Below are 23560 nucleotides of genomic sequence, written 5' to 3' on the forward strand. Positions count from 1 at the left end.
ATGGTAGACCGCGCTTACCTCGCAACCCGCAAGGGCTTGTTCGAAATGACCGTCAAGAACGGCGAGTGGAAACTGGACGGCCGCCACTTCCTGGGCGACCCGGTCAGCCAGGTGCTGCTGGATGAGCGCGACGGCACGCTGTACGCGGCCCTGAACCTGGGCCACTTCGGCACCAAGCTGCATCGGCGCGATGCCGGCAGCGACAGCTGGACCGAAGTGGCCGTGCCGCTCTACCCGCCCAGGCCCGAGGGCAGCGAGGACAAGTTTGAATGGACTTTGCGCCAGATCTGGAGCCTGGAAACCGGCGGCCCGGACGAACCCGGCGTGCTGTGGGCCGGCACCTTGCCGGGCGGCCTGTTCAAGTCCGGCGACCGGGGCGACAGTTGGCAGCTGGTGGAGTCGCTGTGGAACGTGCCCGAGCGCAGCCAGTGGATGGGCGGCGGCTACGACGTGCCTGGCATCCACAGCATCTGCGTCGATCCGCGCGACAGCCGCAGCATGCTGGTGGGCGTGTCCTGCGGCGGCGCCTGGCTGACCATGGACGGCGGCGCCAGCTGGACCCTGCGCGCCAGCGGCATGGTGGCCGGCTATATGCCGCCCGAGCTGGCCGGGCAGGGGGCGATCCAGGATCCGCACCGTATCGTGCGCTGCGCGGGTGAACCGGACAAGCTATGGTGCCAGCATCACAGCGGCATCTGGCGCTCTGTGGACAACGGCGCGCGTTGGGTGGAGGTGACGGACGTGCAGCCGTCCAGTTTCGGCTTCGCGGTGGCGGTGCATCCGCGCGACGGCGACACGGCTTGGTTCGTGCCCGGCGTGGCCGACCAGCAGCGCATCCCGGTGGACGCCGCCATGGCCACCACCCGCACCACAGACGGCGGCGCCAGCTTCACGGCCCAGCGCAACGGCCTGCCGCAGGAGCATTGCTACGACCTGGTGTACCGCCACGGCCTGGCGGTGGCGGACGACGGCAAAACGCTGCTGATGGCGTCCACCACGGGCGGCGCCTGGCTGTCGTCCAACGGTGGCGACTACTGGCAGACCATCTCCAGCAACCTGCCGCCGGTGTACGCGGTGCGCTTCGGCTGAGCGGCGGCTTCACTACGCCGCGTAATAGGCCAGGAACATATCGACCGCCATCCCGACGACGGCGGCTTCGGCTGCCGCGTCCAGCGGCGGCTGGCCCATCGTCACTTGCGGCCAGAAGGCGAAACATTTCAATTGTCCCTGCAGCTGGTGCGACGCGAACACCGGGTCCATGGGCTTGAGTTTGCCGTCCGCCAAGGCCGCGCGCAGCCAGCCCGTCACCCCTTCCTCCTTGTCGGCCAGCCTGGCCACCATTTCCTGCGCCCGCTCCGGGCGGTGTATGCCCTCGGCAATGGCCACCCGCGCCAAGTCCAGGAAATAGGCGTCGCGCAGCAGCGCCATCTTCTGTTCCATCAGCTCCAGCAACTGCGCGCGCAGCGGCAGTTCCGGGCGGTAGCGGAAGGCCTGCAGCGCCGCGCTGCTGTCCCACAGCAACTGCAGTATGTGGGCGAACAAATCGTCCTTGCTGGGGAAATGGTTATAGACGGTGCGCTTCGACACGCCCGCCGTGGCGGCGATCTTGTCCATGCTGGTGGCGTCGAAACCGTGGGTGCGGAATTCGGCCACGGCTGCGTTGACGATGGCCTGGCGCTTGCGGTCGGTCAGGCGTAGGGAAGGGGAGATGTGCATACAAGTATTTTACACCGGGTAGTTTACTTCTTCAAAAAATGAAACTACACTGTGCAGTATACTTTTTTTGAGGCCGGCATGCGGCGCGTTGTGCTCCTCACCACCTTACCGGGAACCCTGATCATGGCTTGCTGCACCCTCTCCGCGAAAGAACTCGACTACGCATCGCCGCAGCACAGCGGCGGCAAATTCCGCAATCCGGTCCGCATGCACCGGGCCGGTTTCATGGGCACCTTGCGCATCCTGTACCGGATCGCGTTCGACAAGCCGTCCGACACGGTGCCGGCCAAGCCGGTGCCGGTGCACGCCATCACCCGCGAGCAACTGCTGGTGGCGGCCAACAACAGCGTGTTCCGCCTGGGGCACTCGACGGTATTGCTCAAGCTCGACGGCCAGTTCTGGCTGACCGACCCGGTATTCTCCGAGCGCGCCTCGCCGCTGCAATGGCTGGGACCGCGGCGCTTCCACCAGCCGCCGATCAGCATCGCCGAGCTGCCGCCGATCAAGGGCGTGATCCTGTCGCACGACCACTACGACCACCTCGACCACGCCGCCGTGCTGGCGCTGGCCGGCAAGACCGAGCATTTCATCGCGCCGCTGGGCGTGGGCGACACCCTGGTGAAATGGGGCGTGCCCGCCGCCAAGGTGCAGCAGCTGGACTGGTGGCAATCGACCGCCGTGGACGGCATCCGCCTGACCGCCACGCCGGCGCAGCACTTTTCCGGCCGCAGCCTGACCGACGGCAACACAACCCTGTGGGCCTCGTGGGTGATCCAGGCCGGCGGCCAGCGCATCTTCTTCAGCGGCGACACCGGCTATTTCAAGGGATTCAAGGACATCGGCGACAAATACGGTCCCTTCGACCTGACGATGGTCGAAACCGGCGCCTACGACCCGCAATGGCCGGACATCCACATGCAGCCGGAGGAGACGATGCAGGCGCACATCGACCTGCGCGGCAAGCTGCTGATGCCCATCCACAACGGCACCTTCGACTTGGCGCTGCATGCCTGGAACGAGCCCTTCGACCGCATCAGCCAGCTCGCCGGGCAGCGCGGCCAAACCTTGGCCACGCCCGAAATCGGCCAGCAGCTCAATCTGAAGCAGGTTCCCGCCACCGGTAAATGGTGGCAAAAAGCCCTCTGAGGGAGCCGAGCAGAGCCGCCTTTGGGGACTCGGCGTCCCGGGCTCGGCGTCCCCGACTCGGCATCCCCGACTCGGCGTCCCCGCCTGACCCCGGGTGTGGCTCAGTCTGCTTGGAGGGGGCTGCGGTGGGGTGTCAGACGACGATGTTGATCAGGCGGCCGACGGTTTGGCCCTGGGCGTTGAGCTGGGGCGGGCGCGGCAGCGCTTCTAATTCGGCGGGGATGGGCTTGGCAATGGCGCTGTCGAGCCGCACCGGCGCGGGTGTGGCCGCCGTGGCGCTGTCGGCCTGGCGGCTTTCCTTCTGTTTGCCACTGAGCTGTTCCTGGTCCTTGCTCAGCTGCACCCGGCTTTCCTGCAGCCGGCTGGCGTCCTGGTTCACACGCGTCTGATCCTGCTGGACTTTGCGTTCAGCAATCGCAACCGCATTGCGCAGCGTGTCGACGGACGTGACGGTAACCACGGTGCACCCTCAAGTGAACTGTAACTCAAGCGTAGGCCAAAACTGTTGGCCTTGCAATACAAAAAAAGGCAAGGCCGGAGGGGATCGGCCTTGCCCAACACTACAGGGAGAGCTTTGCTTGCGTTTTAGAAGCGATACAGCAGCGACCCTTCGACCGCGCGGCCGAACAGCGGACGCGCATTGATCGGGCCGCTGTTGCCGGTCGACAGGCGAGAGTTGCCTTCGGTCAAGCCCAATTCATTGCTGAGATTGGTGGCCGCGACCCGCACTTCGATCTTCTCACCCAGCGAGAACAGCGCGCCGAGGTCGATGGTGCGATAGGACGGCAGGTATTGCAGATTGGCCTGGTCGGCCCAGCGCTCGCCGATCTTGCTGACGGTGCCGTACAGCTTGACCGAGTTGTCGTCGCCCAGCGGGATCTTGTAGGTCGGCGTGAAGCGGAATTGCAGCTTCGGCTGGCGCTGCACGGTCTTGCCTTCGGTCACCGGGTTGTCCTTGTATTCGGACTTCTGGTAGTCGCCCGTCAGTGACAATGTCAGGTTGGTGATCGGGCGCACCGAGATTTCCCACTCCAGGCCGTTGCCCTTGGAACCGCTGGTCGAGTTCAAAATGCTGCCGTTGGACAGGATCTGCTGGAAGGCGATGCCGTCGAACTCGGTGTGGAAGGCGTTGATGTAGGCGCTGTACAGTGCGCCCACGGTCTTGAAGCCCACTTCCAGCTGCTTGATTTTCGGCGTCGGCAGGAAGCTGCGGTCGTCGACGTTCTTCTGGCTGCCGGCGTTGCGCAGGTCGTCGAAGGAGATGAAGGTATGGCCGGTGTTGGCGCGCGCGAACACGGCGGTATCCTTGCTCAGCTTGTAGTTGCCGCCTATGGTGAAGGAAGTGGCGCTGTCTTTTCGGCTGAGCGCGGTGTACGAGCCGGACGGCATCGAAGTGCCGTTGTTGTACACGGTCAAGGCGTTGTTGTCGGTGTCGCCGGACACCAGGTTGGAGATGGTGCCGTCGATTTTCTGGCGTTCGCGGCGCGCGCCGGCATCGACCTTGATGCGCTCGTTCACCTTCCATTCGTTGGAAATGTAGAAGGCGGTGTTGCTGCCGTCGTAGGACGCGTTCGGCGCGTAGAACACATTGCCGTCGGTGCCGTTGTTGGACACCACCACGCCGTTGTTGAGCTTGACGTTGATCAGGCTGGCATTCGGCACCGCCGTCATCAGATGGCTGTTGCCCAGATACCAGACGTCGTCCGACGAGTAGTTGGCGAAGTAGGCGCCCAGGGTCACGGTGTTGCCGGTCATCCATTCGCGGCTGACGCGCAGCTCGTCTGTGAACGATTTCAGCTTTTTCTCGACCGCCCACAGGCCGGCCTGCACCACCTGCGTGCCGTCGGACACGGCGCCGCCGCCATTGACGAAGGTGGCCGCCGCCGAGGTGGCCGGCCGGCCGGCCGCCGCCAGCGCGCCGGCGTTGCCGTTGGCCGAGGCGATGGCGGCCGCGTTGTAGGCGCCCATGCTCAGCGGGTTGTTGCCGGTAAACATGGCGATGGTGTTCATGTCCGCGTCGAAGCGGTTGAACTTGTTCGACACGCTCCAGCCGTTGAAGGTCTGGTCGAATTCGGCGCCGAAAACGTTGGCTTTCAGGCCGCGTCCGTCGCCCAGGTCGTAGCTCAGGGTCTTGCCGGGCGCCGCTTCGATGGTGAAGCGGCGCATTTCGCCGCTCATCAAGGTGCCCTTGAGCGGGTCAAAGCCGGGGAAGGCGCTGATGCTGCGGCCTTCGTTGGCCGACATCAGCGGCACGCCGGTGTAGAAGGCGTTCTTGTCGTTGGTGCTGCGCGCGTACAAGGTCAGTTCGCCCTGGTCCAGCTTGCGGGTCAGGGTGCCGGTGATCTGGTGGCCGTCGTCGGCCGGGAAGCCGGCGTCGCGCACGCCGTGCGCGGTGCGGTAGAAGCCGCCGACGCTGCCGTACCAGCCCTCGCTGATCTTGCCGCTGTAGCCCAGGTCGACGCGGCGCAGTTCGCCCGTGCCGGCGGTGAAGCGGATCGAACCTTCCGGCGTGTCGCCGCCTTTTTTCAGGATGAAGTTCATCGTCGCGCCCGGCTGGCCGTTGGAGAAGATGGTGCTCGGGCCGCCGCGCAGCACTTCCACGCGTTCGATGGTGTCGTCCAGGCGGAAGGCGGACGAGCCCTCGAAGAAGGACAGCGTGGGCACCGGATAGATCGGGTTGCCCTGCATCTGCACCGACACGAAGGGCGAATCGGAGCCGGACGGGAAGCCGCGCACCTCGATGTTGGCGCCGGACTGGCCGCCGGTGGCTTCGGCGTACACGCCGGGCACCAGTTTCATCACGTCGGCGGTGCTGCTGGGGGAGGCTTGCTTCAGCTGTTCTTCGTTGGCGGTGGTGATGGAGAAGGCGGAATCGAGCTTGCGCACGCCGCGCGAGGCGGCCACGCCGGTGACCACCACCGTTTGCAGTTCGGCGGCGACCGAGTCTTTGGCTGGCGCGGCGGCTTGGGCGGCAGGTGCCGGGACGGCGGCTTCTTGCGCCTGTGCTTGCGCCGCTGCTTGGCTCATCAGGGTCAGGACGGCCAGCGTCACCGACGACAACAGGAACTTGTGCGAGCTGTTCATATGCTTCTCTTTCTTATCGAAATGTAATCGTGCTATCTCCTGGACATTGCGCCACCTCGGGAGAGTTTGCAAGCTGGCTGTCCACACGCTCCGCAGCCCTTGCCGCGAAAGTCTAGCTATTAAATCCACAAATGACATCGATGTCAATGAAAAATGCTATCGATGTCATTTTCCTGTTGCATCCGAAAAAATCTGTCATAATGCGTCGCAAGTACTGACGAGAAGATAAGAAGAGTGATGCATGCCTGCACCTAAGAGTGGGATCCGCAACAGCGAAGCGGGCTTGACCATGGAAGACCTGGCCAAGCTGGCGGGCGTATCGAAGATCACCGTGTCCCGCGCGCTGCGCGACAGTCCATTGGTGACGCTGGAAACGCGCGAGAAAGTGCGCCAGATCGCCGCCGAACAGGGCTACCGCCTGAACGTGAGCGCGCGCAATCTGCGCCTGCGCCGCAGTTATTCGGTGGCCGTGGTGGTGGAGATGACGCCCGTGAAGGGGCGGCCGATGTCGGACCCGTATCCGCTCGAGCTGCTGGGCGGCATCACGCAGGAATTGACGACGGCCGGCTACAGCGTGGTGCTGACCTCCAAGCAGCTGCTGGACACGGCGCCGGTACAGGGCGCGGACGGCATGATATTGCTGGGCCAGGGTTCGCACGGCGAAGCGGTGCACGCGCTGCAGAGAACCGGCCTGCCGCTGGTAGTGTGGGGCGCGCCCGAGGCAGGCGGCAGCTACATCGTGGTCGGCAGCGACAACCGGGCCGGCGGCGTCAGCGCCGCGCAACGCTTTATCGACCAGGGCCGGCGCAAGCTGGTGTTCCTGGGCGACGTCGACCACGCCGAGGTGCAGGAGCGCTGCGCCGGCTTCATCGACGCCATGGGCGGGCAGGGCACGGTGCACATCATGCGGCCGAAGGCGTTCACCTTCGAGGCCGGCTTCGACAGCGTGTCCTCGCTGCTGAAGAAGAAGGGGCCTGTGTTCGACGGCGTGTTCGCCGCCAGCGATTCGCTGGCGATGGGCGCGATCCGCGCGCTGGCCGAAAAGAATATCCGGGTGCCGGAGTCGGTGTCCGTCATCGGCTACGACGACACGCCCAGCGCCGCCAGCTTCGTGCCGCCGCTGACCAGCGTGCACCAGTACCTGCGCGACGGCGGCGTGCTGCTGGCGCGCAAGATGCTGGCGCTGATCGAAGGCCAGCCGGTGCAGTCTGAAATGCTGCCGACCACGCTGATGGTGCGGCAGACTTGATCCAGCAAACCCCAGCCCAGGGGCAACCCGGGCTGGTTTTTTTAAAGCCCGGCCCCAAACCGGTTTGAATTATCGAAAAGGAAGTATCGTGCCCTCAGACGCCCCACAACACACGTATCCGCTGGAACCCTGGTGCATACGCGAGACCGCTTTCGACACCGGGTCGCACTTCCTCGATGAGACGCTGTTCGCGCTGGGGAACGGTTACATTGGCCTGCGCGGCACGCACGAAGAGGGCTACTCGGGGCCCAAGGGCACATCGCTGGACGGTACTTACCTGAACGGCTTCTACGAATCGGAAGCGATCCACTATCCAGAAGCGGCCTACGGCCTGGCCAAGACCAACCAGTTCATGCTGAACGTGCCGAACGCGAAAGGCATCGCGCTGTGGATCGAGGACGAGCGCTTCGATATGCTGCAAGGCACCCTGCACAACTACGAACGCGTGTTGGATTTCCGCATCGGCGTGCTGCGCCGCGCGCTGGAATGGACCTCGCCGCAAGGCCGCCGCGTGGCCATCGTCAGCCGCCGCCTGGTGAGCATGACGGACAAGCATTTGTTCGCCATCGAATACGAGGTGACGCCGCTCAATTTCTCCGGCAGGGTGCAACTGGTGTCCAGCGTGGACGGCGCCGTGAAGAACCTGGAGGCGGGCGACGATCCACGCGTCGGCTCGGCCGTTTCCGGCCAGTCGCTGGCGCTGGTGAGCAGCGAGCAAGCCCCGCATTTTTCCGCGCTGACGCAGCGCACCGTCAACAGCGGCTTCACGCTGGTGAGCGCGGTGCGCACCGATATGCGGGGCGTGTTCGAACTGGCGCAGTCCAAGGGCGAACAGGGCGGACAGGACGAACAGGGCGGGCAGCGCCTGGAGCAGGTCTACACGGTGGCGGCCATGCAGGGCGAGGCGATACGCCTGAGCAAATTCGGCAGCTACCACACCTCGCGCGACTATCCCGAGGCCGAACTGATGTCCCGTGCGCAGGCCACGCTGGGCGCGGCCGCCGCGAAAGGCTTCCGAGTGCTGGCGCAGGAGCAGGAGCAGTACCTGGCCGACTTCTGGCAGCACGCCGACGTGGAGATCAGCGGCGACGATGCGCTGCAGCAGGGCATGCGCTTCAACCAGTTCCACCTGCTGCAATCGGCGGGGCGCGACGGCAAGACCAATATCTCGGCCAAGGGCGTCACCGGCGAGGGCTACGAGGGCCACTATTTCTGGGACACGGAAATCTACATCTTCCCCTTCTTCCTGTACTCGAAACCGGAGATCGCCAAGAAGCTGCTGGAGTACCGCTACGCCGGCCTGCCACTGGCGCGCGAGCGCGCCCGCCAGATGTCGCACGCCAAAGGGGCGCTGTACCCGTGGCGCACCATCGCCGGCGTGGAATGCTCGGCCTACTACCCGGCAGGCACGGCGCAATATCACATCAACGCGGACATCGCCTACTCCATCAAGCTGTACATGGAAGCCACCAACGACGAGGACTACCTGCTGCGCCATGGTGCCGAGATCGTGCTGGAAACGGCGCGCATCTGGATGGGCATCGGCGCCTACGACCGCGCGGGCCGCTACTGCATCAACGAGGTGACGGGGCCGGACGAATACACGGCGCTGGTCAACAACAATTACTACACCAATGCGATGGCGCGCATGCACCTGGACTTTGCCGCCTCGATCGCCGAACTGCTGGTCGCCGAGTGGCCGGATGAGTTCGAGCGCATCGCCGCGCTGGTACAGCTGGACGCGGACGAGCCGGGGCAATGGCGCCGCGCTGCCGCGCGGATGCTGCTGCCCTACGACGACGGGCTGCAGATCCACGCGCAGGACGACAGCTTCCTGGACAAGAAAGTGTGGGATTTCGCCAACACGCCCAAGGAAAATTATCCGCTGCTGCTGAACTATCATCCGCTGGTGATCTACCGCCACCAGGTGTGCAAGCAGGCCGACGTGGTGCTGGCGCTGCTGCTGCTAAGCGATGAGTTCACGCAGGAGGACAAGAAGCGCGACTTCGACTACTACGAGAAGGTGACCACGCACGACTCCTCGCTGTCGTCGTGCATCTTCAGCATCATCGCGGCGGAAGTGGGCTATCACGACAAGGCCTATGACTATTTCATGGAGACCGCGCGCCTCGACCTGGACGACACGCACGGCAACACCCACTACGGCGTGCACACGGCAGCCATGGCGGGCACCTGGATGGGCGTGGCCTACGGTTTCGGCGGCATGCGCGTGGTGGACGGCGCGGTGCGCTTCGCGCCCACGCTGCCGAAGAAGTGGCAGCACTACCAGTTCAAACTGCACCTGCGCGGCTGCCTGCTGCAGGTGCGCGTGGAAGCGGGCCGCACCGAATATACGCTGCTGCAAGGCGAAGCGCTGGCCTTCAGCCACCGCGGCCAGGCGGTGGAACTGAGCGCCGGCAGCGCCGTGAAGGAACTCGCATGAACGCCCGCCTGAAGCCCTACAAGGCAGTTATCTTCGACCTCGACGGCGTCATCACCGACACGGCGCGCTACCATTATCTGGCCTGGAAGCGCCTGGCCGAAACGCAGGGCGTGCATTTCGACGAAGCCTTCAACGAGCACCTGAAGGGCATCGACCGCATGGGTTCATTGGAGTTGATCCTGGCTTCGTCGCCGCGCGCGTACACGGTGGAGCAAAAACTCGCCCTGGCCGACGAAAAGAACAGGCACTATGTGGAACTGATTTCGACCATGTCGCCGTCCGACCTGCTGCCGGGCGCCGTGCAGGCGCTGGACGCTTGCCGCGCCGCCGGCCTGAAGATCGGACTGGCCTCGGTCAGCAAGAACGCCTTCGCGGTGCTGGACATGCTGGGCATCACCGGCAAATTCGACTACGTGGTGGATGCGGCCAAGATCGCGAAAGGCAAGCCGGACCCCGAGATCTTCCTCAAGGCAGCGTCGGAACTGGGCGTGTCGCCCGCCGATTGCCTGGGGGTGGAGGACGCGGTGGCCGGCGTGGCGTCCATCAAGGCGGCGGGCATGACGGCGCTCGGCATCGGCGACCCCGCAGTGCTGACGCAAGCCGACAGCGTGATCCCCGGCCTCGACCATTTCACGGAGACACCATGAACAAGCAGCGCATCCTGTTCGCCCTGTTTTTGATTTACTTCGTTTTCGCCATCCTGCTCAACAGCGTGGGCACGGTGATCCTGCAGGTCATCGGCAACTACGGGGTGAGCAAGTCCGGCGCCAGCGTGCTGGAAGGCTTCAAGGACTTGCCGATCGCCGTGGTGTCCTTCCTGGTGGCGTCCTTCCTGCCGCGCATCGGCTACAAGAAGGCGATGCTGGCCGGACTGGCGCTCGTCACGCTGGCCTGCATGGCCATGCCGCTGGTGCCGGGCTTCCTGACCACCAAGCTGCTGTTCCTGTGCGTGGGCGTGGCCTTCGCGCTGGTGAAGGTGTCGGTGTATTCCACGCTCGGCCTGGTCGCCTCGGACCGCAAGCAGCACGCCAGCATCATGAACACGCTGGAGGGATTTTTCATGGTGGGTGTGCTCAGCGCCTATTGGGTGTTCGGCTACTTCATCGATTCCTCCGATCCGCAATCGCAAAGCTGGCTGCAGGTTTACTGGCTGCTGGCCGCCTTGTGCGCGATGACCTTCGCGCTGGTGCTGACCACGCGGTTCGATGAGCGCACCGCCGCGCTGCCGGCCGAGCGCGGCCTGGCGCAGGATTTCGCCGCCATGCTCAAGCTGTTCTTCAAGCCGCTGGTGTGCGTGTTCGTCATCACCGCCTTCCTGTATGTGCTGATCGAGCAAAGCGTGGGCACCTGGCTGCCGACCTTCAACAACGAAATCCTCAAGCTGCCGACCGCGATGAGCGTGCAGGTGACCAGCATCTACGCGGCCTGCCTGGCGGTCGGGCGCCTGTCGGCCGGGGTGCTGATGCGGCGCCTGAACTGGTATCCCGTGATGAACGGCTGCGTGCTGGGCATGGGCGCCATGGTGCTGCTGGCGCTGCCGCTGACGCACGATATCGCGCACGACCCGAACGTCAGCTGGAGCACCGCGCCCGTGGCCGCCTTCCTGTTCCCGCTGATCGGGCTGTTCATGGCGCCGATCTACCCCGGCATCAATTCGGTCATGCTCAGCTCCCTGCCCAAGAACCAGCACTCGGCCATGACCGGGCTGCTGGTGATCTTTTCCGCGCTGGGCGGCACCACCGGATCGCTGATCACCGGCTATGTTTTCGGCGCCTTCAGCGGCCATTTCGCCTTTTATCTGACGCTGGCGCCGATCTCTATCATCTTGATTATGTTGTATTTTTTCAAAAGATCGGTGGATGAGGGGGAGAGTGGTATTGATGGCTCGGCTATAATCACCGGTCAGCACTGACCCATCCGGCCATGAATCTCAAGAGTCTTGCCGATTTGCTCGGCATGTCAAAAACCACGGTAAGCCGTGCATTGAACGGTTATCCAGAAGTGAATGTCCGCACGCGCGAGCGTGTGCTGGCGGCTGCGCGCGAAGCCGGCTACGAGGCCAATCCCATGGCGCGCGGGCTGGCGGTGGGGCGCACCAATGTGTTCGGCATCATCTATCCGCTGCTGCCGTCCGACCTCGGCGACGCCATGTTCCTGCATACGGTGGGCGGTATGACGGAGGCGCTGGAGGGCCGCAAGATGAACTTCATCATCGCGCCGGTGTCGGCGTCGAATGAACTGACGTCGTACGAGCAGATCGTGCGGGGGCGTCGCGTGGACGGCCTGGTGGTCAGCCGCACGCTGGTGCGCGACGAGCGCATTGCCTATCTGTGCAAAGCCAAATTTCCCTTTGTCGCGCATGGGCGCACCGATCTGGACGTGCCCTATGCCTGGTTTGACTACGACAACGAGGCCGGCATCCGCATGGCCGCCACCTGCCTGCTGGAGCAGGGCCACCAGCGCGTGGCCCTGCTCAGCGCTCCCCTGCAAATGAATTTCGCCTGCCAGCGCAAGGAGTCCTTTATCGCGACGCTGGCGTCGGCGGGGCTGGCCGCCGATCCGCGCTACCTGATCGCCGACACCATCGACCGCCGCAGCGGCTACCAGGCCATGCAGCAATTGCTGGCGTGTTCGCCGCGCCCCACTGCAGTCATCGTCGACAACCATCTGTCCGGCGTGGGCGCGGTGCGCGCGCTGCTCGACGCCGGCGTGGAGATCGGCAAGGAGATGTCGATCATCGTGTGGGGCAGCGTGGCCGACACGCTGGCGGGCGCCAACGTCACCACGGTGGACCAGCCGGACCCCGGCGCCGCCGGCGCGAAAATGATAGAGATGCTGCTGGCCCTGTCGGCCGGCACCCCGGCCGGCGAGTTGCAAGTGCTATGGCAACCGGTGCTGCTGCCCGGCGAGACGGTCGGCCGCTGCCCGGTTTAAAGTGAGCCTGCCGCCAGTAGCGCCAAGGCGCCCGCTGCGTTCAGGATGGGAATCTGTTGGTATTGCACGAGGCTCAGCAAGTCTTTGTCGCCTGTGACGATGGCGTCAGCGCGCGCGGCCAAGGCGCAAGCCAGAACCATGTCGTCGTCTGGATCGCGGCAGGTTCTTTTGATGGCGGGAATGCGTGGAATCACCTGCGCCAGCACCTCGTAGCCTTTCGTGATTGATGCCGCCTGAAGTCCGTAGGTTTGCAGCCTCGAACGAAACTTCGAATGAGTGAGTACCAAATCCAGCTCCGAGAGCAATTCCGCACAAGTATATAGCGCGATCCGCGACGCTTTGGCGGCGTCGAGGATTTGTCTTGGCGGTCCATTCCAAAGGGCTCCGGAAACGACAACATTTGTGTCAAGTACCCACTGCATCGTGGTGGGCCAGCCGAACTTGACGAATTTCTTCTTCTACGTCCTCAGGTGACATTGCGTCACCATCGTCAGCGGACATTAGCCTCATGGCACGATCGAGTTCATTGACGCGAAGGCGCCTGACTTCTTTGCGCAATATCTCGCTGATCGTCTTAGGCTCCAACAAGCCGAGCTCATATGCGGCGCTCGCCAAGTCGTCCGGTAGGGAAATTTGTAGCGTAGCCATGGCTGCTCTCCCATTGAGATGGAATTTAGGAAGTGTACACCCGCCGCTAGCGGCGGCGTGGGGGCGGCTCGGGGTCTTGGGCCGGTTCTGACTCGGTCGCCAGATGACGCGAAATTGCCAGGATTTCGGTGAAAGTGCGGCGGCGGATTTCGTTTTGCAGCAGTTCCGCCAAGGTGGCGGAATCCAGCAGGCCCAGTTCCTTGGCGTCGTGCACCAACTGGTCCGGTAAAGAAATGTGTATGGTCGTCATGTGTCCTCCCGTTTGACCCAGCATAGGTCAAGCGAGGGTTGCGACATTGATCTAGATCTTGCTGAATTTAACTGGATGTTGCGCTAAACCTAATTCGGTTGCCGAAGGGATCCCAAACAGTCATTTCGCGGCCCCAGTCGCGCTCGTCGATGCAGGGCCGCGCGTGGCGGTATTGCCTGGCGTTGAGTTCCACATGCAGGGCGTCAATATCGTCCACGGGCACGATGAGGGTGGCGCCCGGTGTGGCGTCCCCATGGTGCTCGCTGACATGCAAGGTCAGCCCCGCGCGCCGGATCTCCATGTAAAGCGGCGCGTCCGGGTCAAAGCGGTGCTCCCATTCCACCGTGAAACCCAGAAAGTCCAGATAGAACTCCTTGGCCTTGGCTTCGGAAAAGCTGCGCAGGATGGGAATGGCTGATGAGAATTGCATGAACTCCCTTATGAAGATGGAGCCGCGGCTGCTGCGGCGGCTCCCGGGGAGTATTACATATTGCGGCGGTACTGCCCGCCCACTTCGAACAGCGCGCTGGTGATCTGGCCCAGCGAGCAGACCCGCACGGCGTCCATCAGCCTGGCGAACACGTTCTCGTTGTCGATGGCTGCCTTCTGCAGCGCCGCCAGCGCGGCCGGCGCTTCGGCCGCGTGCTGGGCGTGGAAGGCTTCCAGGCGGCTGAGCTGCGACTGCTTTTCATCGTCGGTCGAACGCGCCAGCTCGATCGGCGCCGGCGTGCCGGTGGCCTTCGGGTTGCGGAAGGTGTTCACGCCGATGATGGGCAAGGTGCCGTCGTGCTTCTGGTGCTCGTACAGCATCGACTCTTCCTGGATCTTGCCGCGCTGGTAGCCTGTTTCCATCGCGCCCAGCACGCCGCCGCGCTCGGCGATGCGCTCGAACTCCTGCAGCACCGCCTCCTCCACCATGTCGGTCAGCTCGTCCATGATGAAGGAACCCTGGTTCGGGTTCTCGTTCTTGGCCAGGCCCCACTCGCGGTTGATGATCAGCTGGATCGCCAGCGCCCGGCGCACCGATTCGTCGGTCGGCGTGGTGATGGCTTCGTCGTAGGCGTTGGTGTGCAGCGAGTTGCAGTTGTCATAGATCGCGATCAGCGCCTGCAGCGTGGTGCGGATGTCGTTGAAGTCGATCTCCTGCGCGTGCAGTGAACGGCCCGACGTTTGCACGTGGTATTTCAGCTTCTGCGAGCGGTCGTTGGCGCCGTATTTGTCGCGCATCGCGACGGCCCAGATGCGGCGGGCGACGCGGCCCAGCACCGTGTATTCCGGGTCCATGCCGTTGGAGAAGAAGAACGACAGGTTGGGCGCGAAATCGTCGATGTGCATGCCGCGCGCCAGGTAGGCTTCGACGAAGGTGAAGCCGTTCGACAAGGTGAACGCCAGCTGCGAGATCGGGTTCGCGCCCGCCTCGGCGATGTGGTAGCCGGAGATCGACACGGAGTAGAAATTGCGCACCTGGTGGTGCACGAAGTATTCCTGGATGTCGCCCATCACCTTGAGCGAAAACTCGGTCGAGAAGATGCAGGTGTTCTGGCCCTGGTCTTCCTTCAGGATGTCGGCCTGCACGGTGCCGCGCACGTTCTGCAGTACCCAGTCCTTGATCTTGGCCGCTTCGTCGGCGCTCGGCTGGCGGTGGTTCTCTTCGACGAACTTGTCCACTTGCTGGTCGATCGCGGTGTTCATGAACATGGCCAGGATGGTCGGCGCGGGCCCATTGATGGTCATCGACACCGAGGTGCTCGGGCTGCACAGGTTGAAGCCGTCGTACAGCACCTTCATGTCGTCCAGCGTGGCGATGGACACGCCGGAGTTGCCCACCTTGCCGTAGATGTCGGGGCGGACCGCGGGGTCGGCGCCGTACAGTGTGACGGAGTCGAAGGCGGTCGACAAACGCTTGGCGTCCATGCCGGTCGAGACCAGCTTGAAGCGGCGGTTGGTGCGGAAGGCGTCGCCTTCGCCGGCGAACATGCGGGTCGGGTCTTCGCCCTCGCGCTTGAAGGCGAACACGCCGGCCGTGAACGGGAAGGAGCCCGGCACGTTCTCCAACATCAGGAAACGCAGCACTTCGCCGTCGTCCTCGTAGCGCGGCAGCGCCACCTTGCGGATACGGGTGCCGGACAGCGTGTGCGCGACCAAACGGGTGCGGATTTCCTTGTCGCGGATCTTGACCACGTAGTCGTCGCCCGCGTAGGCCTCCTGCATGTCCGGCCACTGGGCCAGCAGCTTCCTGGCGCCGGCTTCCATGGCGCTGTCGCGGTCGGCGATCAGTTCGTCGAAATCGGCGCCCAGGTCCAGGCCGGCCTTGGCGGCGGCCAGCATGCGTTTGGCTTCGCGCAGCTGCTGGCGTTCGCGCGCCAGCTTGACCTGCTTGGCGGTGTTCTTGTGGTAGCCGCGCACGGTGTCCGAAATCTCGGCCAGGTAGCGCGCCCGCGCCGGCGGCACGATGACGTGCTTGCCGGTGCTGTAGCGCACGTCCGACTTCGGCAGCGTGCCGGCCACCGTCTTCATGCCGAATTCGGCCAGCCTGGCCACCAGGCCCTGGTACAGCGCGGTCACGCCGTCGTCGTTGAAGCGCGAGGCCTGGGTGCCGTAGACCGGCATTTCCTCGGGACGCTTGGCCCACAGTTCGCGGTTGCGCTGGTACTGCTTGGCGACGTCGCGCAGCGCGTCCAGCGCGCCCTTGCGGTCGAACTTGTTGATGGCGATGAAGTCGGCGAAATCGAGCATGTCGATTTTTTCCAGCTGCGAGGCGGCGCCGAATTCCGGCGTCATCACGTACATGGAGACGTCCACGTGCGGCACGATGGCGGCGTCGCCCTGGCCGATGCCCGACGTCTCGACGATGACGAGATCAAAGCCGGCCACCTTGCAGGCGGCGATCACGTCCGGCAGCGCCTGCGAAATCTCGGAGCCCGCTTCGCGCGTGGCCAGCGAACGCATGAAGACACGGTTCTGGCCAGCCCACGGCGCGATGGCATTCATGCGGATGCGGTCGCCCAGCAGCGCGCCGCCGGATTTGCGGCGCGACGGGTCGATCGAGATGACGGCGATGTTCAGCGCATCGCCCTGGTCGAGGCGGATGCGGCGTATCAGTTCGTCGGTCAGCGAGGATTTGCCGGCGCCGCCGGTGCCGGTGATGCCCAGCGCCGGCACGGCCAGGCCTTTCGCTGCCTCCTGCAGCTCGGCGCGCAGCGCGGGCGCGGCCTTCTCGTTCTCCAGCGCGGTGATCAGCTGGGCCAGCGGGCGGTGGCGCGCAGAAATGTCCAAACCCGCGCCGCCTTCACGCAGCGGCGCCAGCGAGGTCGGCGAATACTGGGACAGGTCGATGTCGCACTGCTGCACCATCCACTGGATCATGCCCACCAGACCCATGCGCTGGCCGTCCTCCGGGCTGAAGATGCGCGTCACGCCGTAGGCATGCAGGTCCGCGATTTCCTCCGGCACGATCACGCCGCCGCCGCCGCCGAACACCTTGATGTGGGCGCCGCCGCGTTCGCGCAGCAGATCCAGCATGTATTTGAAGTATTCGACGTGGCCGCCCTGGTAGCTGGAGATGGCGATGCCCTGCACGTCCTCGGCCAAGGCTGCGGTGACGACTTCGTCGACCGAGCGGTTGTGGCCCAAGTGGACCACTTCCACGCCGTTCGATTGCAGGATGCGGCGCATGATGTTGATCGAGGCGTCGTGGCCGTCGAACAGCGAGGCGGCGGTGACGAAACGCACCTTGTTGGCCAGCTTGGCCTGCTCGGGTACGGCGGCGAGTTTCGGAGCGGAGAGGTCGTTCATGGGTGTCCTTGTAATTCTGGGCGCAGGTCGGAGATTAGACGTCTGCTGAAATTATATGACGTTTACGTTAACGTCAAGCCAAGCCGTATTCCGGCGCGCTTGGCGGCTTACGGCCTACGTTGCCGATGCATCGTAGGGCAGGTTAGCGGGGCGCGCCCCGCGTAACCCGCCAAACGGTCACGCGCTCACGCGGCGTGCTGGTGGCCGCCGCCGAACGCGGCCAGCAGGCGCGCTTTCTCGGCGCGGAATTCTTCCACCGCTTTTTCCTTCACATGGCCGAAGCCGCGGATTTTCTCCGGCAGATTGGCCAGCGCCACCGCCGTGTCGTAGTTACCGGCGTTCAGTTGCGCCAGCACGGTGCCGACCAGTTCGCGGTATTCCACGATCAGCGCGCGTTCCATCTTACGCTCCTCCGTGTAGCCGAAGATGTCGAACGCGCCGCCGCGCAAGCCTTTCAGCTTGGCCAGCATCTTGAACGCGCTCCACATCCACGAGCCGAATTCGGCTTTCACGAGACGGCCCTTGGCGTCCTTCCTGGCCAGCAGCGGCGGCGCCAGGTTGAATTTCAGCGAGAAGCTGCCCTCGAACTGGGACTGCAGCTGCTCGACGAAACGGCCGTCGGTGTACAGGCGCGCCACTTCGTATTCGTCCTTGTAGGCCATCAGCTTGGACAGGGACTTGGCCACGGCCATGGTCAGCTTGCTGCCCAGCTTATTGTCCGCATTCAGGGCGGCTTCCTGCGCGCGCACCTGCTGCACCAGCTCCTCGAAGGCGGCAGCGTAGGCCGCGTTCTGGTAGCCGGTCAGGAAATCGACGCGCTTCTTGATCACCGATTCCAGGCTTTGCGGCATTTGCACGACGATGGCGTGGGTCGGGATCGCGGTCTTCTCGACGCGCTTCAGGTCGACGGCGGCGCGGCGGCCCCACAGGAAGCTCTTCTTGTTCGCTTCCACGCCCACGCCATTGAGTTCGATGGCGCGCAGCAGCGACGCTTCCGTCAGAGGGATGCGGCCGCGCTGCCAGGCGTAGCCCAGCATGAACAGATTGGCGGCGATCGAGTCGCCCATCAGCGCGGTGGCCAGCTTGGTGGCGTCGATGAAGTCGGCGCTGTTGTACTGGGCGGCGCCGACCGATTCCTCGATCAAGGCGCGCACCTCGGCGGCCGGGTACTGCCAGTCGGCCTGCTGCGCGAAGGTGCCGGGCGGCTGCTCGTGCAGGTTGATCACCGCCAGCGTGCGGCCGGGGCGCATCTTGGACACGGCGTCGGCCGCGCCGGCGGTCAGCATGTCGCAGCCCAGGATCAGGTCCGCCTCGCCGGTGGCGATGCGCTGCGCGCGCAAGTGGGCCGGCGACCTGGCGACCTTGACGTGCGAGGTGACCGAGCCGTTTTTCTGCGACATGCCGGTCATGTCCAGCACCGAGGCGCCTTTGCCCTCCAGGTGCGCGGCCATGCCCATCAGCGCGCCGACGGTGATCACGCCGGTGCCGCCGATACCGTTGATCAGGATGTTGTACGGCTGCTCGCAGGCCGGCAGCACCGGCTGCGGCAGTTCCGCCCAGCCGTCGCTGACGCTCTTGTCCTTGCTCACGCCGGTCTTCGATTTCTTCAGCGTGCCGCCCTCCACCGTCACGAAGGAAGGGCAGAAGCCTTTCACGCACGAGTAGTCCTTGTTGCAGGACGACTGGTCTATGGTGCGCTTGCGGCCGAAGTCCGTCTCTTTCGGCAGGATGGACACGCAGTTGGACTGGATGCCGCAATCGCCGCAGCCTTCGCAGACCGCCTCGTTGATCACCATGCGCTTGGCCGGGTCGGGGAATTCCCCCTTCTTGCGGCGGCGGCGCTTCTCGGCGGCGCAGGTCTGGTCGTAGATCAGCACCGAGCAGCCTTGCAGCTCGCGCAGTTCGCGCTGCACCGCGTCGATCTCCTTGCGGTCGTGCAGGGAGACGATGGACGGCAGGGCGGAACGGTCGGTGTAGCGGCTCAGGTCTTCGGTCACCAGCGCTATCCGTTTGATACCTTCGGCGGCCATCTGCTGCGCGATCATAGGCACCGACACGGTACCGTCCACAGGCTGGCCGCCGGTCATCGCGACCGCGTCGTTGTAGAGGATCTTGTAGGTGATGTTGACCTTGGCCGCGACGGCGGCGCGGATGGCCAGGTAGCCGGAGTGGAAATAGGTGCCGTCGCCCAGGTTCTGGAACACGTGCGGCACTTTCGAGAACGCGGCCTGGCCGATCCACGGCGCGCCTTCGCCGCCCATGTGCGTGGTCAGCTTGTTGAACTCGGGGTAGATCGAGGTCGCCATCACGTGGCAGCCGATGCCGGCCAGCGCGAAGCTGCCCTCGGGGACCTTGGTCGAGGTGTTGTGCGGGCAGCCGGAGCAATAGAAGGCCGGGCGGAACGGGGTGCTGATGGCTTTCTTCAGCACGGCGTCCTTGGCATCGAGGAAGGTCAGGCGGGCCTTGATCTGGTCCTGGATGTGGGTGTCCGAGATGTAGCGCTTGACGCGGGAGGCGATCACGCGCGCCACTTGCGACACCGAGAAGTCGGCCTTGGGCGGCAGCAGCCACTCGCCGCGCGGGGCCACCCATTCGCCCTTGTCGTCGAACTTGCCGATCACGCGCGGGCGCACGTCGTCGCGCCAGTTGTACAGCTGCTCCTTGAGCTGGTACTCCACGAACTGGCGCTTCTCTTCCACCACCAGGATCTCGTCCAGGCCCTGCGCGAACTCGCGCACGCTGTCGGGCTCCAGCGGCCAGGGCATGGCGACCTTGAACAGGCGCAGGCCGACGGTGGCGGCCATGGCCTCGTCGATGCCCAGTTCCTCCAGCGCTTCCAGCACGTCCAGGTAGGACTTGCCGGAGGCGATGATGCCCAGCTTGGCGTCCCTGGAATCGATGGTGGTGTGGTTCAGTTTATTTTCGCGGGCGTAGGCCAGGGCGGCGTAGATCTTATAGTCCTGCATCAGCGCTTCCTGGTTGCGCGCCTGCTGGCCCAGCGGAATCGACGACAGCCTGGCGTTCAGGCCGCCTTCCGGCATGACGAAGTCCTGCGGGATCTTGACGGTGACGCGGAACGGGTCGGCATCGATCGAGGCGGACGATTCGACCGTGTCGGCCAGCGCCTTGAAGGCTACCGTGCAGCCGGAGAAACGCGACATGGCCCAGCCGTGGATGCCCAGGTCCAGGTATTCCTGCACATTGCACGGGTACAGCACGGGGATCATCGAGGCGGAGAAGATGTGGTCCGACTGGTGCGGCAGGGTGGACGAGTAGGCGCCGTGGTCGTCGCCGGCCACCAGCAGCACGCCGCCGTGCTTGGACGTGCCGGCGTGGTTCATATGCTTGAAGACATCGCCGCAGCGGTCCACGCCTGGGCCCTTGCCGTACCACATGGCGAACACGCCGTCGTACTTGGCTTCGCCGATCAGGTCGACCTGCTGCGAGCCCCAGACGGCGGTCGCGGCCAGGTCCTCGTTCACGCCCGGCACGAACTGCACGTTGTGCGCTTCCAGGTGCTTCTGCGCCTTCCACAGGTTCTCGTCCAGGCCGCCCAGCGGCGAACCGCGGTAGCCGGAGATGAAGCCGGCGGTATTCAGGCCGGCGGCGGCGTCGCGGATCTGCTGCATCATCGGCAGGCGCACGAGGGCCTGGATGCCGGAGAGGAAGATGCTGCCGGAAGTGGCGGTGTACTTATCGTCGAGGCTGACGGTGTTCAGGCGGGATGCTGCCAAGGTCGCTGGCGTATTGTCGGCCATGTTGATGTCTCCAAAGGGTGTTCGGGTGGTTCGCCGTCTCTGCGCCGCGCGGGATATGCGCAAGCAGCTACAGCCGCAGCCCCGCCGGTGGGCGGAACTGCCAATGATTCAGTGTAGGGCTTAGTTAACGTATACGGAAATACGAATTCCGGATAGGGCCATAAGAAAAAATGATGACCCTACCGAAAAAAGTCAAAATGGGGCCAGGGTTATTTATTTTGCAAAAATGGGCCAGGGTTATTTATTCCTCCGGGGAGGGAAAAATAACCCTGGCCCCTTTTCAGAGCAGGCGGGCGCCGAGCCAGTAGCCGCTGCCGCATAGCTCGGCGGCGACCTGGCAGGCTAGGCGGCTGACGGCGGCGCCGGCGTTGGTGAGGGGGATGTTCTTGGAGCCGCACAGCACCACCGTGCGGGAGATGGCGGGCTGCGCTATCGGCAGCGCGAGCATGGCGCCGTGCTCGATTTCGGCCAGCACCGGGGCCACCGGCAGTATCGTCGCGCCCATGCCGGCCAAAATGGCGGACTTCAGGATGGCGATGGAGTTGATTTCGATGACGTTGGATGTCGCCAGCCCGGCGCCGCGCGCCACACTTTCGATGCGCGGCCGCACGCCGTGCTGCGGGCCGGGCAGGATCAGCTGCGCCGCCAAAGCCTGCTCCAGCGTGACGCTGTCGCGCCCGGCCGCCCACGGCGAGTCGGCGCGGCAGATGAAGCGCAACTCTTCCTCCACCAGCGGCGTGCAGACGAAGGGCGCCAGTTGGCCGTCGTCGAACAGCACGGCCAGGTTGACCCGGCCCGATTTGAGCTGCTCGGCCAGGTTGCCGGTCAGTTCTTCCGTCAGCTGCAGGGTGATCTCTGGAAACTGCGCGCGCGCGGCCGATAGCAGCGGCAGCGCCAGCGCACCCGAGATGCTGTGCGGCAGCCCCAGGGTGACGCTGCCGCTGGGCCGCTCGGCCGATTGCGTCACCGCCGACTTGGCGTCCGCCACCTGCTTCAGGATGGCTTGCGCGTGCTCGTAGAACACCTTGCCGGCGTCCGTGCTGAGCACGCCCTGCGCGGAGCGGTGCAGCAGCCGGGCGCCCAGTTCTTCCTCCAGCTGGCGCAGCTGCTGGGTCAGGGCGGGCTGCGCCACGTGCAGCACGGTGGCGGCGCGCGACAGCGAACCGTGGTCGACTATGGCGACAAAGTAGCGGAGCTGGCGTAATTCCATGCGGGGAGCGTGTCTGTACAGGGTAAAAGGTTAAATCCGGATGGAAACTATTTTGTTATACTGATTCTAACTCTTACCTCCGTTACGCAGGTCTACGTATGCTCAAGAAAGTTGATTCTTCCCAGCTGAAAGTAGGCATGTTCATCCATGACCTGAGCTGCGACTGGATGACCCACCCCTTCATCCGCAACCGCTTCGTCATCAGCTCCGACGATGAAATCCGCAAGATCCTGAAGGCCGGCATCCACGATGTGGTGATCGACAGCAGCAAGGGCCTGGATCTGGAGGACGCGCCCACCCTGGAAGAGGCCAACCGGGCCACCGAGCGCGAACTGGCCGAGCTGGCAGTCAAGCCGGTGGTGGTGACCCGGGTGTCGCTGGGCGAAGAGCTGTCGCGCGCGGCGCAGATCCGTCACCAGGCGTCGACCCTGGTGCGCACGGTGATGCGCGACGCCCGGCTGGGCAAGGCGATCGAGATCGGCCAGGTGGCGCCGGTGGTACAGAACATCACCGAATCCATCCTGCGCAACCCCGGCGCCCTGGTCGGACTGTTGCGTATCAAGAACAAGGACGACTACACTTTCCTGCATTCGGTGAGCGTATGCGCGCTGCTGGTGGCGTTCTGCAATTCGCGCGGCATGGATCCGGAAATCACGCGCCAGGCGGGCCTGGGCGGCCTGCTGCACGACACCGGCAAGGCGCTGGTGCCGGACGAGGTGCTGAACAAGCCGGCCGCGCTGACGGACGAGGAGTTCGCCATCATCCGCAAGCATCCGCAGGATGGCTACGACATCCTGCGCCAGTCGCCGGAGGTGAACGACATCGCGCTCGACATCACGCTGCACCACCATGAACGGCGCGACGGCAGCGGCTACCCGCACAAGCTTGCCGGCGACAACATCAGCGAACTGGCGCAAATGGCCGCCATTGTCGACGTCTATGACGCCATCACCGCCGATCGCTGCTATCACAAGGGGATGTCGGCGGCCGCCGCGCTGCGCAAGATCTATGAGTGGAGCAAGTTCCATTTCAACCCGCAGTACGCGCAGGAATTCATGCGCTGCGTCGGCATATATCCGGTCGGCACCATGGTGATGCTGGAATCGGGCCGCCTGGGCGTGGTGATCGAGCCGCACGAGACCAATCTGCTGGCGCCCAAGGTCAATGTGTTCTTCCATTCGAAGAAGAATGTCTACATCAAGCCGGAAACCGTGGATCTGTCGCGCGGGCTGGGCTTCGGCGGCGGCGACAAGATCGTCGGCCATGAATCGCCGGCCAAGTGGAACGTCGACCCGATGCGTTTCCTGACCCTGGCCCAATAACATGC

The 23560-nt window shown here is 64.5% G+C and carries 18 protein-coding genes; 8 read left to right on the forward strand and 10 right to left on the reverse strand.

Going from position 1 to position 23560, the window contains the following annotated elements; all coding sequences use genetic code 11:
• Entirely contained in the window at positions 1-1089 is a 1089-nt protein-coding gene (locus tag ACSQ8Y_RS25660; protein WP_436269229.1) for a WD40/YVTN/BNR-like repeat-containing protein, read from the forward strand.
• Between the two features lie 12 nt (positions 1090-1101).
• Here ACSQ8Y_RS25660 and ACSQ8Y_RS25665 read toward each other — a convergent pair whose 3' ends face one another.
• The gene (locus ACSQ8Y_RS25665; RefSeq protein ID WP_436269230.1) at positions 1102-1716 is read right to left on the reverse strand and encodes a TetR/AcrR family transcriptional regulator; all 615 of its coding nucleotides are present in this window, start codon (positions 1714-1716) and stop codon (positions 1102-1104) included.
• A 123-nt stretch (positions 1717-1839) separates the two neighbouring features.
• On the opposite strand from ACSQ8Y_RS25665, the gene ACSQ8Y_RS25670 reads away from it, so the two are divergent.
• Positions 1840-2862, forward strand: a complete 1023-nt coding sequence (locus ACSQ8Y_RS25670; RefSeq protein ID WP_436269231.1) for an MBL fold metallo-hydrolase — start codon at positions 1840-1842, stop codon at positions 2860-2862.
• A gap of 133 nt (positions 2863-2995) precedes the next feature.
• On the opposite strand, the gene ACSQ8Y_RS25675 is transcribed toward ACSQ8Y_RS25670, so the two are convergent.
• Together ACSQ8Y_RS25675 and ACSQ8Y_RS25680 are read right to left on the reverse strand one after the other, a co-directional pair.
• Positions 2996-3322, reverse strand: a complete 327-nt coding sequence (locus tag ACSQ8Y_RS25675; RefSeq protein WP_436269232.1) for a hypothetical protein — start codon at positions 3320-3322, stop codon at positions 2996-2998.
• A gap of 125 nt (positions 3323-3447) precedes the next feature.
• Entirely contained in the window at positions 3448-5946 is a 2499-nt protein-coding gene (locus ACSQ8Y_RS25680; RefSeq protein ID WP_436269233.1) for a TonB-dependent receptor, read from the reverse strand.
• A 241-nt stretch (positions 5947-6187) separates the two neighbouring features.
• Between ACSQ8Y_RS25680 and ACSQ8Y_RS25685 the strand changes: the two genes are divergently transcribed.
• From ACSQ8Y_RS25685 to ACSQ8Y_RS25705, 5 genes are all read left to right on the forward strand, one after another.
• Positions 6188-7195, forward strand: a complete 1008-nt coding sequence (locus tag ACSQ8Y_RS25685; RefSeq protein ID WP_436269234.1) for a LacI family DNA-binding transcriptional regulator — start codon at positions 6188-6190, stop codon at positions 7193-7195.
• Between the two features lie 88 nt (positions 7196-7283).
• On the forward strand, positions 7284-9638 hold the full coding sequence (locus tag ACSQ8Y_RS25690; RefSeq protein ID WP_436269235.1) for a glycoside hydrolase family 65 protein: 2355 nt from the start codon (positions 7284-7286) through the stop codon (positions 9636-9638).
• A complete protein-coding gene (gene pgmB, locus ACSQ8Y_RS25695; RefSeq protein WP_436269236.1) occupies positions 9635-10285 on the forward strand; it encodes a beta-phosphoglucomutase in 651 nt (216 codons plus the stop codon). The genes ACSQ8Y_RS25690 and pgmB overlap by 4 nt, the downstream gene beginning before the upstream one ends.
• Entirely contained in the window at positions 10282-11550 is a 1269-nt protein-coding gene (locus ACSQ8Y_RS25700; RefSeq protein WP_436269237.1) for an MFS transporter, read from the forward strand. The genes pgmB and ACSQ8Y_RS25700 overlap by 4 nt, the downstream gene beginning before the upstream one ends.
• Positions 11551-11561: 11 nt before the next feature.
• Entirely contained in the window at positions 11562-12572 is a 1011-nt protein-coding gene (locus tag ACSQ8Y_RS25705) for a substrate-binding domain-containing protein (RefSeq protein WP_436269238.1), read from the forward strand.
• Here ACSQ8Y_RS25705 and ACSQ8Y_RS25710 read toward each other — a convergent pair.
• The 7 genes from ACSQ8Y_RS25710 to ACSQ8Y_RS25740 all read right to left on the reverse strand — a co-directional run bounded on the left by ACSQ8Y_RS25710 (position 12569) and on the right by ACSQ8Y_RS25740 (position 22233).
• Complete coding sequence (locus tag ACSQ8Y_RS25710; RefSeq protein ID WP_436269239.1) at positions 12569-12994, reverse strand: putative toxin-antitoxin system toxin component, PIN family; 426 nt, start codon at positions 12992-12994, stop codon at positions 12569-12571. The genes ACSQ8Y_RS25705 and ACSQ8Y_RS25710 overlap by 4 nt on opposite strands.
• On the reverse strand, positions 12978-13220 hold the full coding sequence (locus ACSQ8Y_RS25715; protein ID WP_436269240.1) for a hypothetical protein: 243 nt from the start codon (positions 13218-13220) through the stop codon (positions 12978-12980). Before ACSQ8Y_RS25715 ends, ACSQ8Y_RS25710 begins: the two co-directional genes overlap by 17 nt.
• 46 nt (positions 13221-13266) lie before the next feature.
• Positions 13267-13470, reverse strand: coding sequence for a hypothetical protein (locus ACSQ8Y_RS25720; RefSeq protein WP_436269241.1), 204 nt, complete (start codon positions 13468-13470; stop codon positions 13267-13269).
• A 67-nt stretch (positions 13471-13537) separates the two neighbouring features.
• Positions 13538-13900, reverse strand: coding sequence for a glyoxalase superfamily protein (locus tag ACSQ8Y_RS25725; RefSeq protein WP_436269242.1), 363 nt, complete (start codon positions 13898-13900; stop codon positions 13538-13540).
• A gap of 53 nt (positions 13901-13953) precedes the next feature.
• The gene (gene icmF, locus ACSQ8Y_RS25730; RefSeq protein ID WP_436269243.1) at positions 13954-17265 is read right to left on the reverse strand and encodes a fused isobutyryl-CoA mutase/GTPase IcmF; all 3312 of its coding nucleotides are present in this window, start codon (positions 17263-17265) and stop codon (positions 13954-13956) included.
• 185 nt (positions 17266-17450) lie between these two features.
• Entirely contained in the window at positions 17451-21023 is a 3573-nt protein-coding gene (locus ACSQ8Y_RS25735; protein ID WP_436269244.1) for an indolepyruvate ferredoxin oxidoreductase family protein, read from the reverse strand.
• Between the two features lie 280 nt (positions 21024-21303).
• Positions 21304-22233, reverse strand: coding sequence for a LysR substrate-binding domain-containing protein (locus ACSQ8Y_RS25740; RefSeq protein ID WP_436269245.1), 930 nt, complete (start codon positions 22231-22233; stop codon positions 21304-21306).
• 98 nt (positions 22234-22331) lie between these two features.
• On the opposite strand from ACSQ8Y_RS25740, the gene ACSQ8Y_RS25745 reads away from it, so the two are divergent.
• Positions 22332-23555 (forward strand): HD-GYP domain-containing protein, encoded by a 1224-nt coding sequence (locus ACSQ8Y_RS25745; protein WP_436269246.1) that lies wholly within the window; start codon positions 22332-22334, stop codon positions 23553-23555.
• The last annotated feature ends 5 nt before the right edge of the window (positions 23556-23560 follow it).

Origin of the sequence: Pseudoduganella sp. LjRoot289 (genome assembly GCF_964252925.1) — a bacterium.
In the GTDB taxonomy this organism is placed as follows: domain Bacteria; phylum Pseudomonadota; class Gammaproteobacteria; order Burkholderiales; family Burkholderiaceae_D; genus Rugamonas.